The 10,556-nt window shown below is 59.0% G+C and carries 10 protein-coding genes; 7 read left to right on the top strand and 3 right to left on the bottom strand.

Going from position 1 to position 10,556, the window contains the following annotated elements:
* Together Q4577_RS23150 and Q4577_RS23145 are read left to right on the top strand one after the other, a co-directional pair.
* Positions 1-218, top strand: a 218-nt coding sequence (locus Q4577_RS23150) for a hypothetical protein (RefSeq protein ID WP_303567671.1), incomplete at its 5' end; no start/stop codon positions are given.
* The gene (locus Q4577_RS23145; RefSeq protein ID WP_244691207.1) at positions 215-1,348 is read left to right on the top strand and encodes a mandelate racemase/muconate lactonizing enzyme family protein; all 1,134 of its coding nucleotides are present in this window, start codon (positions 215-217) and stop codon (positions 1,346-1,348) included. The genes Q4577_RS23150 and Q4577_RS23145, both read left to right, overlap by 4 nt.
* A gap of 53 nt (positions 1,349-1,401) precedes the next feature.
* Here Q4577_RS23145 and Q4577_RS23140 read toward each other — a convergent pair whose 3' ends face one another.
* Together Q4577_RS23140 and Q4577_RS23135 are read right to left on the bottom strand one after the other, a co-directional pair.
* Positions 1,402-2,055, bottom strand: a complete 654-nt coding sequence (locus Q4577_RS23140) for a GntR family transcriptional regulator (RefSeq protein ID WP_303473199.1) — start codon at positions 2,053-2,055, stop codon at positions 1,402-1,404.
* Positions 2,056-2,347: 292 nt separating this feature from the next.
* Positions 2,348-3,802 carry a sulfatase gene (locus tag Q4577_RS23135; RefSeq protein WP_303473201.1) on the bottom strand — a complete coding sequence of 485 codons (1,455 nt, stop codon included), beginning with the start codon at positions 3,800-3,802 and terminating at the stop codon, positions 2,348-2,350.
* 314 nt (positions 3,803-4,116) lie between these two features.
* Here Q4577_RS23135 and Q4577_RS23130 point away from each other — a divergent pair, with 314 nt between their 5' ends.
* Complete coding sequence (locus Q4577_RS23130) at positions 4,117-5,058, top strand: 2-dehydro-3-deoxygalactonokinase (RefSeq protein WP_303473203.1); 942 nt, start codon at positions 4,117-4,119, stop codon at positions 5,056-5,058.
* Here Q4577_RS23130 and Q4577_RS23125 read toward each other — a convergent pair.
* On the bottom strand, positions 5,048-5,725 hold the full coding sequence (locus tag Q4577_RS23125; RefSeq protein ID WP_303473205.1) for a FadR/GntR family transcriptional regulator: 678 nt from the start codon (positions 5,723-5,725) through the stop codon (positions 5,048-5,050). The genes Q4577_RS23130 and Q4577_RS23125 overlap by 11 nt on opposite strands.
* 186 nt (positions 5,726-5,911) lie before the next feature.
* Between Q4577_RS23125 and Q4577_RS23120 the strand changes: the two genes are divergently transcribed.
* The 4 genes from Q4577_RS23120 (at position 5,912) to Q4577_RS23105 (ending at position 10,462) form a co-directional block, all read left to right on the top strand.
* Positions 5,912-6,898 (top strand): tripartite tricarboxylate transporter substrate binding protein, encoded by a 987-nt coding sequence (locus tag Q4577_RS23120; protein WP_303473207.1) that lies wholly within the window; start codon positions 5,912-5,914, stop codon positions 6,896-6,898.
* A 67-nt stretch (positions 6,899-6,965) separates the two neighbouring features.
* Positions 6,966-7,460, top strand: coding sequence for a tripartite tricarboxylate transporter TctB family protein (locus Q4577_RS23115; RefSeq protein WP_303473209.1), 495 nt, complete (start codon positions 6,966-6,968; stop codon positions 7,458-7,460).
* Positions 7,461-7,475: 15 nt separating this feature from the next.
* Positions 7,476-8,969 (top strand): tripartite tricarboxylate transporter permease, encoded by a 1,494-nt coding sequence (locus tag Q4577_RS23110; RefSeq protein ID WP_303473211.1) that lies wholly within the window; start codon positions 7,476-7,478, stop codon positions 8,967-8,969.
* Complete coding sequence (locus Q4577_RS23105) at positions 8,969-10,462, top strand: sulfatase (RefSeq protein ID WP_303473213.1); 1,494 nt, start codon at positions 8,969-8,971, stop codon at positions 10,460-10,462. Before Q4577_RS23110 ends, Q4577_RS23105 begins: the two co-directional genes overlap by 1 nt.
* Positions 10,463-10,556: the final 94 nt, after the last annotated feature.

Raw genomic sequence — 10,556 nt, 5'->3', positions numbered from 1 at the left:
ATACCGATCCCGGCGAACGGAAAAACCGCGCCGACGACCCGACCCTGGCCGAGGAAAAAGCCCGGCTGAAAACCCGGCTGTTCGACTGGATGCGCGCCGAAAACGACGCCCTCGCCCACGGCGGTTACCAACTGCCCGTCGGCAGCTACATCGACGGCCGCCCCGCATATGAACAACATGACCACCAACAACACCTAAACCCAGCGTTGAAACAATGAAAATCACTGAAATCAAAACTTATATGCAGCGGGTCGATGACCGTCCTCGCGTGCTTGTCGCCATCAAGACCGACGAAGGTATCACCGGCTGGGGCGAGACATATGCCCATGGTCCGGAACGTGCCGTTGCGCCGATCCTTGACTATTTTGCCACGCATCTTCTGGGCGAAGACCCGCGCCGGGTGACGTTTTTGCATGAAAAGCTGATGCATGTCGCACGTTTTCCGCCCGGCGCATTGGGGCTGGCGGCGTTTTCCGCGGTCGATCATGCGCTTTGGGATATTGCCGCCAAGGCGATTGGCGTGCCGGTTTACCAGATGCTGGGCGGCCATATGCGCGACAAGGTGCGGGTCTATTGCACCGCCATCGGCGCGCCGGACAATGGTGTCGAGGTTCTGTCGAATCTGCACGCGGAATTCGGCTTTACCGCTTTCAAACTTTCGCCTTATCGCAAACATCCGTTTGAGCATCGCTGGGGCGAGGTCTGCGCCGCGACAGCGGATTATTTCCGCACCCTGCGCGAAGGTCTGCCCTCGCATTTCGAGATCGCCTTTGATGCCCATTCGGTGCTGATGGAGGGGATTGATGCGGTGCGTCTGGCGCGGGCGATCGAGCCTTATGATCCCTTCTTTCTGGAAGAGCCATTGCGCCCGGAACATATGCCGGCTTGGCGCGACATGAAGGCCAAGATGAACATCCCGCTGGCCACCGGCGAGGCGCTATATAATCGCCATCAATTCCTGGCGCTGCTTAATGCGGGCGGGGCGGATATCGTCCAGCCGGACATTGCCGTGGTCGGCGGTTTGACCGAAATGCGTCGCATTGCCGAGGTGGCGGATGCCCATTCCGTTCCGGTGGCGCCGCACAATCCGATGGGGCCGCTGGCGACCGCGCACAACGTGCATTTTTCGGCCGCCTGCACCAATTTCAAGATCCTTGAGTACAAGGTGCACCGGGATGTGCCGTGGATCAAAGATCCCTATATTCCGGTTGATGGCTATCTTGAGCTGCGCCCTGATCGCCCGGGTTGGGGTGTCGAGATCATCGAAGAGGCGTTGCAGACCGATGAATATACCCATTGGTCCCGGCCATTGATGCGCAAACCGGACGGCGCAACCAGCTACGCCTGACCCCGGTGCTGGCGCGGGGCAAAGGTCCCCGCGCTTCACCTGCCTTTAGGATTTTAGCCCTGCATCGCCTTGACCGCCGCCACTGTCGTCAGCTCGATATGGCGGGCGGTCAGCGCGCAGGTCGTGTCGATATCGCGCGCGATTGCCACCTCATAGATTGCGGCATGTTCGGCGGGTGTATCGCGCCCGCTGGGGCCGAAATTGCGCGACAGGTGGCGATAGCGTTCGTGATGGGCATAGATCTGGTCGCGCAGATCCAACAACCAGTCCGAGTTGGCCGCCGAAACCAGCGCATCGTGAAACGCCCGGTTGCGCGTTTCGATTTCCTGCAGGCTGGTGTTGCGATCTTCGGCCAGCCGCAGACTGTGATAGGCGGCGACAAGCTGCGCCTCCCAGGCGTCGTTGCCCCGGCTCAGGCTGTCGCGGATCGCTTCGTTTTCCAGCAGGATACGCACCCGGCCCAGATCCTCGACCTCTTCGGCGGTGGCGCTGCGCACATAAAAGCCGCGGTTGGAATGTTGCACGACCGACCGCTCGCCGATCAACCGCGACAGGGCCTCGCGCAGGGGCGCGGCCCCAAAGCCAAATTCAGCGCGCAGTTCCGCGATCTTGAGCTTGCGGTCCGGCGGAAGATCGCCGGTGACGATGGCCTGCCGCAGCGTGGCATAGGCGCTTTCGGCATCGGTGATAAAAGCGGGCTTTTCCATTGAGCGGCTGACAGGTCCATAGTTTAAAGGTGCCCTTATGTACGGGCAGGCGTGTTACAAGCCAAGCCCAAGCGCGCGGGTCGAAGTTTGTCGTAATAAGCTATTATAAATTCTGACGTTTTGCAGCACTTCAATCCGCCGCTTGCAACTGCGTCACATATTTGTCGACGCCGCGCATCGGACACTGCGCTGACCACCGTTTTCCTCAGCCATGACGCGATGGTGTGGCCCGTGCCGGTGCCGGTGCCCGTGCCTGGGGCGGCACGGGCGCAGTCCTTTGGTCCGATCCGGGTTAGCGAAAGGCCGCCATCCGGTCCCGGGTGTTAAAGTTCGACGCAACCAGCCATTCCAGCATCACGTCTTTCAATCGGGCCTTTTGCGCGCTGTGATCGGGATCGTCCCACAGATTGCGCATTTCATCCGGGTCGGTTTCCAGGTCAAACAATTGACCCTCGTCACAGCCCAGAAGATGAACCAGCTTCCAGCGTTTTTCCCGCACCATGGTGATGAAATCCGCCCCGGTCATCACCATGTCGCCGGCTTGTTCACAAAACACATGTTCGCGTGGTGTGTGATCGGTTTCGGTCAAAGCCGGCAGCAAGCTCTGCGCCTCCATATCCGCCGCCGGGGTGACCCCGGCAAGTTCCAGGATCGTTGGCCCAAGATCGAACAATTGCACCAGATCATCGACCGTGCGATCGCCCTGAAACCGTTGCGGCGCCCAGACAATCAGCGGCACCCGCGTCACCACATCATACATCGACCATTTCTGCGACAGCCCGTGATCACCCAGACAATCACCGTGGTCCGAGGTGAAGATCACCACCGTGTCATCCATATAATCGTTGCGCTCCAGCGCCTGCATGATGTCACCAACGGAATTGTCGATCATCTCGACATTGGCGTAATAATAGGCGCGCATGCGGCGTTCGTCTTCGGTGCTGCGATCTGGGTTCCAGAGGATGGAATCGTGGTCAACCTGACCATCATGAACGCGCTTTTCCTCTAGGTAAGAGGGCTGTCCGGCGCGGTCTTCGACCGAGTCGACCGGCAGGGGGATGTTGTCCTTTGCCATGTATTTTTCGGCCAGCTCGGGCGTCGGATCATAGGGCGGGTGCGGTCCGGGAAAGCCGACCTGCATGAACAGCGGCGCGGATTTGGGTTTGGTATCCAGCCAGAATTTCGCGAAATTGCCGACAAACATGTCGGAATGCAGATCCTCTGGCAAATCCCATTCAAACGCGCCAAGCCGCTGGCCGTAATCGTCGCGTTTGCGGTAATGTTCGCGCTGTTGCTTGACCAGACCATGCGCGGCCAATGCCTTGTCCCATTCATCCAGATAGTGACGCCCCTGAAGATAGCGATCCTTGTTCTCGACGTTGAAACGTTCGGTGAACCCGGCCTCGGCCAAAAAGGGATTGGTGTGCATTTTGCCAACATTCACACAGGTATAGCCAGAATCCCGCAGGCTGCTGACCCATGTTTTTGACCAATCTTGTTCATTCTCCATCACGCCGGTCACATGCGGATAATATCCGGTGAACAGGCTTGCCCGGCTGGGCACGCAGCTGGGGGCGGTGATGTGGCATTGGGAAAACGAAACGCCCTCTTTGGCAAGCCGATCAAGGTTCGGCGTGTCCATATGGGCGTGACCATGGGCGCGAATGGTATCAAAGCGCTGTTGGTCGGTGATGATCAAAAGAATGTTCGGTTGTTTTGGTGCCGTCGAATCGGGTGCATTTGTCATGTGGCGGCCTGACGTTGGTATGAAAAGTTGCGCCCAAGGATAATTGGCAGGACCAAAATGTCAATGTTTCGTAACTGGTTTTTGTTGTGGTCTGGTGCTTTTCTGTATTGGCCCAACCAGCCAGCGAAGGGGCGATGACCCGTTAAGGTGCTGAAACTGCCCGGTAAGTGGCTGAATCATGACTTGATCTGGCCGGGTTTGGCGATTTTCCCAATGATTTGGATGGACCAGTATTGGGAATTGGTTTAGATTTGGATCAACCAATATGGATGGGGGCCCTTGACCGAAACCCCGCCGGGCATTGGAGGATTTTGATGACGCATTCTGACCTCGCGCCCTGGCCGCTTGCGGTTTTTGACTGGGGGACATCCAATCTTCGCGCCTATGCGGTGCAGGAAGATGGAACCATTTTGGGCCGGGTCGCTGGGCGCGGCGCCAAACAGACCGAGCGCGAGGAATTTTCACGAGCCTATGATCGCACCTTGATGCGGTTGCATCGCAAATATGGCTGTGAACAGGCGCTGCTTGTCGGCATGGTGGGCAGCAATCTGGGTTGGGTGGATGTCGACATGTGCACGGCCCCGCAAACGCGCGCCACGGTACAGGCGCGGCTTGTGCCGGTGGCCGGAACCGGGGCGCATATCGTGCCCGGCGTCAGCGCAAAATCCATCGGTGGCTTTCCCGACATGATGCGCGGCGAAGAGGTTCAGGTTTTTGGCGCCTTGGCACTGGCGGCCCGCGACGACGCGCTTTTGTGTTTGCCGGGCACCCATAGCAAATGGGTCACCTGCGAACAGGGGGCGATTTGCCGGATTTCGACCGCGATGACCGGAGAGATCTTTGATCTTCTGTGCCACGCCAGCGTGCTGAAGGGGCATGTGACCAGCGAATTGGGCGGAACCGGCCTTGCGGGGTTTGACGACGGGATCGAGGCGGCGAAATCCAATCTCGGTGTCTCTCTGTTGGCGTTTTCCACGCGACCGCGCGCTTTGCTTTCGGGGGCGGTCAATCCGGTTGATGGGCGCGGCTATCTGTCGGGGGTGTTGATCGGATCAGAGATCCTGTCCATGCAGCAGGCCAGCGGCGCGCAGGACGTGTTGATCGTCGGAGAGCCAGAGCTGGCGCGATTTTACGCGCGGGCGGCGGGCGCGTTGAACATGGCGGCCCGGGTGATCGACGGCGCGGCTGCCATTGCCGCCGGGGCAGCGGCGATCCATCACGCGCGGCTTGCGGCGGTCTCCGGGGTCAATAGCTGAGAAAGCGGGAAATCATCCAATCGATGTGCCGTTGCATTGCGGTACGGGCGGCCTGGGGGCGGCGGGCGACGATGGCGTCGGTGACTTCCTGATTGTTGGCCAACACGGCCAGCCGGTTTTGACGCGACCGGGTGCCAGCATACCAATTTTCCCAAAGCGGGCCGCTTTTTTGGTCCCACAGATATTCCAGCAGCTCCACGAACAGGCTGTTTTCCGACCCCTGCGCAATGCTGAGGTGAAACTGTTTGGTGGCTTCGTGAAATTCCGGCGTGTCATTTGGCGGCACTTCGGCATTGGCGATATTGGCATCGACAATCGCGTCAATCGCCCGTTTCGATCCGTTCAGGGCGACAAGAAAACAGGCCTCGCCTTCGATCAGACGCCGCATCTGCAGGACTTCATGCGGGCCTGGTGTCGCTTCTATGGATTGCAGGACGCTGGCACTTTTACTAGCGGTGGGAAGGACATAGGCCCCCGAGCGGTCCTTGATCTTGATGACGTCTGCGGCCTCCAGCACCATCAGCGCTTCGCGAATTGTGGTTCGGCTGACTTCGAATTGCGCAGCAAGATCGCGTTCGGCCGGCAGGCGGCTCATGGGTTTCAGCTCGCCTGACTGGATCATTTTTTCCAGGTCGCTGGCAATGCGTTGATAGACTTTCTGACTCATTCAACTGCCCTACATCGGTTCAGGGGACGATACCGTTTGGCTGGACCAGTATCCAGCCGAGAATTTAGGTTAGACCAAAATCCGCCCCTATTTCGTTTTGGACTAGACAAAAACCATACCAATTGATATTGGTTGGTCCAATTACTGGTACACAAGCCAGGTGAATTATCATCAAGGGAGGACTTCATGACATTCATTCAAACCATGGTGCGCGGGATTGGCGCGGCATCCATTGCAGCAACGCTCGGGACGGCGACGCTTTTCGCTAGCGCGACCACCGCAGTGGCGGAATTTCCATCAAAGCCCATTCAGGTCTATGTCGGGTATCGCCCCGGCGGGCGCACCGACACGGTGGCGCGCAAGATCTCGACCCATATCAATGAAAACAACCTGTTGCCGCAACCATTGGTCATCGTGAACGTGCCCGGCGCGGCGTCGGCGAATGCCGCGCGAGAGGTTCTTGCAGCTGCGCCTGATGGCCATACCATCATGATGTGGTCGCACAGCATTTTGGTGTCCAATGCGCTTGGGGTGAATGAAATCCACCCCAATGACTTTACCTCGCTGGGCTTTACCGGCGGCGGCAGCCCGGTTTGGACCGTGCGCGATGATGCGCCTTATCAATCCCTGGAAGAGCTGATCGAGGCGCTGCGCGCCGAACCCAAAAGCCTGACCGAAGCGGTCGGCATCGGCACCGTGCCGCATATCGTCGGCCTGATGCTGGCGGGTGAAGCCGGGTTTGAAACCCGTCTGATCGGTGCGCCGGGTGGGGCCGACCGTTTGGCGCGTCTGCTGGGCGGCAATGCCGATATCGCGCTGTTTTCCGGGTCTGAATACCTGAACTATCAGCCCAACGGCATTCGCGCGCTGACCTATTTCGGGGCCAGCCGTCTGCCTGCGATTGGCGATGTGCCCACCGCCAAAGAGCTGGGATATGACGTGGTTTGGGCCAATCCGCTGTATTGGCTGGCGCCTGCCGGTCTGGATGCCGACGCCGAAGAAATGATCACCACCGCATTGCAAACCGCCGTTGAAAGCGATGAAATGCAGGCATGGTTCACCGAAAACACGCTTGAACCCTATTGGACGGATGGTGCTGCGGCGCTTGAAAGCTCGATCGAAGTGCTGGGTCAACTGGATGCTGTGGCAGAGAAGGCCGGGCTTAAGAACTAAGCCGGGTCATCCCGAAATCTCGCCTGCGCAACCACCGCGCGGGCGAGGCCAACTTACAGGTGAGATCATGGAAAAATCTGTTGCAAACCCCAAGGTCGAATTGGCGCTTGCGCTTGCGTTGATCGGCTTTTCCGGGGTGATCTTTGTCGGCGCATCGGGCCTGCCGGAACCACGGTTTGAACCGTTGGGCTCGGCGGCGGTGCCCCGGATGCTGGCCGGTCTTATGGCCTTTCTCTCGGCGATCTGGGTGGTCCGTATACTGTCGGCCCTGCGGGACATCCCCGCCGTGCCGCAGCAACCGGTGGCCCGCGATCCCGACACGCCCAAACCCCACCCCGGATTGGCGGTTGCGGTGTTGGCGTCGGTCTTTGCCTTTGTCGCGGTGATGGATTTCGGATTGGCCAGTTTCAAGGTCGCGGGGATTGGCTTTGTCATCCTTTGCGGGTTTCTCATGACCCACCGCGATCTGCGCAAACTGCCCTGGATCGTCGGTTATGCGGTCGTTCTGGTCCTGGCCTGCGATTTCGCGTTCACGCGTCTTTTCTACATCAACCTGCCTTAAGCAGGAGGAACCCAAATGCCGTTTTTTGATGCGCTTTTCTATCTGTTGACGCCCTTGCCGTTTGCGCTGGTCTTTCTGGGGGTCGCTTTGGGCATTGTTGTGGGCTCGATCCCCGGGCTGACCACAACCATGCTGATCACCCTGACCCTGCCGCTGACCTTCTTCATGGACAGCGTGAATGCGATCATGCTGTTGGTCGGCATGTATGTCGGCGGGGTGTCGGGCAGCCAGATTTCGGCCACGCTGTTGCGGATGCCGGGCACGCCTTCGTCGATCATGACCACCTTTGACGGCTATCCCATGACACAACAGGGCCGGGCGGCCCGCGCCCTGGGCCTTGGCATTACCGCGTCTTTTGTTGGCGGCATGATTTCCTTTCTCGTGTTGGCGCTGCTCGCGCCGCCGTTTTCGCGGCTGGCGATCACCTTTGGCCCTTGGGAATATTTCACCATGGTGTTGATGGCGCTGGTCATGTTGTCCAGCCTGAGCCAGGGATCGCTGCTCAAGGGGTTGATCGCCGCCTGTCTGGGCATGCTGATCCATATGCCGGGTATTGATCCGTCTTCGGGTACGCCGCGGCTGACCTTTGGCATTGACGCGTTCGAAGGCGGTCTCAGCCTGCTTCCGGTGCTGATCGGGGCCTTTGCCATCAGCCAGATCATCAAGGATATCATCAACATCGACATGCGCCCGCCAAAGGCCGATTTGGCCGAGGGCCGGATGTTGTTGTCCTTTGCGGATTGCAAACGTCACAGCGGAAATTTCCTGCGCTCCAGCCTGATCGGGACGTGGATCGGCATTCTGCCGGGGATCGGGTCGAACATTGCCTCGATGCTCAGCTATTCCGCCGCCCGCAGCGCATCCAAAGAACCGGAAAAGTTCGGCACGGGGCATGAGCCGGGAGTCGTTTCGGCGGAAACCGCGAACAATGCGGCGGTCGGTGGCGCGTTGATCCCATTGATCACGCTGGGCATTCCCGGATCGGTGGTGGATGCCATCCTGATCGGTGCGCTGATCATTCACAATCTGGAACCCGGCCCGCTTTTGTTCATCAACGCGCCCGAGGTGGCCTATGGCGTGATCGCCGCCTATCTGGTCGGCAATATCATTATGTTCGCCATCATGATGCTTGCCGTGCGCCACATCGCCAAGGTGCTTTATGTGCCGCGTGCCTTCCTGCTGACCTCGATCCTTGTGTTCTGTGTCATCGGCATCTTTGCCGTCGGCAACAGCTTCTTTGATGTCTGGGTGATGCTGGGGCTGGGTCTGTTGGGTTTTGTGATGGAGCGGGCGAAAATGCCGCTTGGGCCCTTTGTCATCGGCTTTGTCCTGGCTCCGATTGCCGAGGAACATCTGCGCTCTGGTCTGATGTCCACCGGCGGCAGCCTTGAGCCGCTGTTCACCCGGCCCTTTGCCGCCAGCTTCCTGGCGATATCCATCGCCTCGCTCTGTTGGCCGATGGTCAGCGGCTGGATCAGAAACCGCAACACTGTGCGGACGGCCAATTGATGCCGGCGGAAAACCAAGAGGCAAAAGCGCCAAATATCCTTTGGTTTTGCGCCGATCAGATGCGCTATGATACGGTTTCGGCATTGGGAAATGCCGAAATCCGCACGCCGAATATCGACCGCTTGATTGCGCGCGGCACGGCCTTTGAAAACTGTTATGTGCAAAACCAGATTTGCACGCCCAGCCGGGCCAGCTTTCTCACCGGGCGGTATCCGGCGGCGCATAATGTCTATCGCAACGGCAATGCCTTTTTCCCGACGTCGGAAAAGCTGGTGACGCGGACCTTGGCGGATGCGCGCTATGATTGCGGATTGATCGGCAAATTGCATCTTTCCACGGCGTCAAAGCTGGAGCAGCGGGTCGATGATGGATACCGCTTGTTTGAATGGTGCCAGAACCCCGGTTGGGAACGGGTGCCCGACAGCAACGCCTATTGGCGGTGGCTGCGTGACAAGGGTGTCGATCCGCAGGAAATGTTCCCCGGCAAGCCGCAATATCTGTCCACCGGCACCCCGGCAGAGTTGCATCAAGCGGCCTGGATCGCGGAACGCACCATAGATTTCATTGGCGAGGCCCGCGATGGTCCCTGGATGCTCAGCCTCAATCCGTTTGACCCGCATCCGCCGTTCAATCCGCCGCCCGAAGCACTGGCGCGGTTTGGCGATGGCCGGGATCTGACGCCGCCCCTGTTTCGGCAAAGCGACATTGCCCATCAGGCGCGGTTTTTCGATGTGCGCACGCAAAAACGCCGCGCCGTGAACCCGGTCCTTTCGGCCGCGGAACGCGCGCAACATATCATCCCCAAGGGCGATGCACGCGGCGCGAAACCGCCAGAGAATTTTGACGGTATGGCCGTCAAGGCCGCCTATTACGCGATGATTGAAAATCTCGACACCCAGTTCGGTCGCATTCTCGATCATCTTGAGGCAACCGGCGAAATCGACAACACGATCATCGTCTTCACCAGCGATCATGGCGAAATGCTGGGCGATCATGGTTTGCTATACAAAGGCTGCCGGTTCTTCGAAGGTCTGATCCGGGTGCCGTTGATCATGGCTGGCCCCGGTATTCCCGCCGGCCAGCGGTCGCGCGCTATGGTGGAAAGCATCGACATCGCCCCGACCTTGCTGGATCTGATCGGTCAGGATGTGCCCGACGCCATGCAGGGGCAGAGCTTTGTCAAAACCATCTTTGCGGGCGCATTGACGCATAAGGAAACCGTTGTCACCGACTTCAACGATTCCCTTGGCAGCAGCGAGGTCACCCATGACACCCGCGCGACGATGACCTGTGATGGGCGGTACAAGCTGGCGATCTATCATTCCCATCCCGGTCTGGGTGAGTTGTTTGACCTGCAAGAAGACCCGGACGAATTCAACTGCCTGTGGCAGGATCCGGGTTATGCGGCGTTGAAGGCCGATCTTGTCGCCCGGCATCTGGACCGCATGATGGGAACCATCCCGGCGGGCCCGCATCGGGTGGCGGTTGCCTGACGATCTACCTGTCTTTGTTTCCGCGTTGTTTGATGCTGAGTCTGTCGACGAGGTGTTGTCCTGCGTCTGAGACGTGTTTGTAGAGGGTTTTTGC

It is taken from the genome of Marinovum sp. 2_MG-2023 (genome assembly GCF_030548265.1).
Lineage (GTDB): Bacteria > Pseudomonadota > Alphaproteobacteria > Rhodobacterales > Rhodobacteraceae > Marinovum.
The sequence above is the reverse complement of the archived record's forward strand: the minus strand, read 5'-3'. Positions and strand labels throughout refer to the sequence as shown.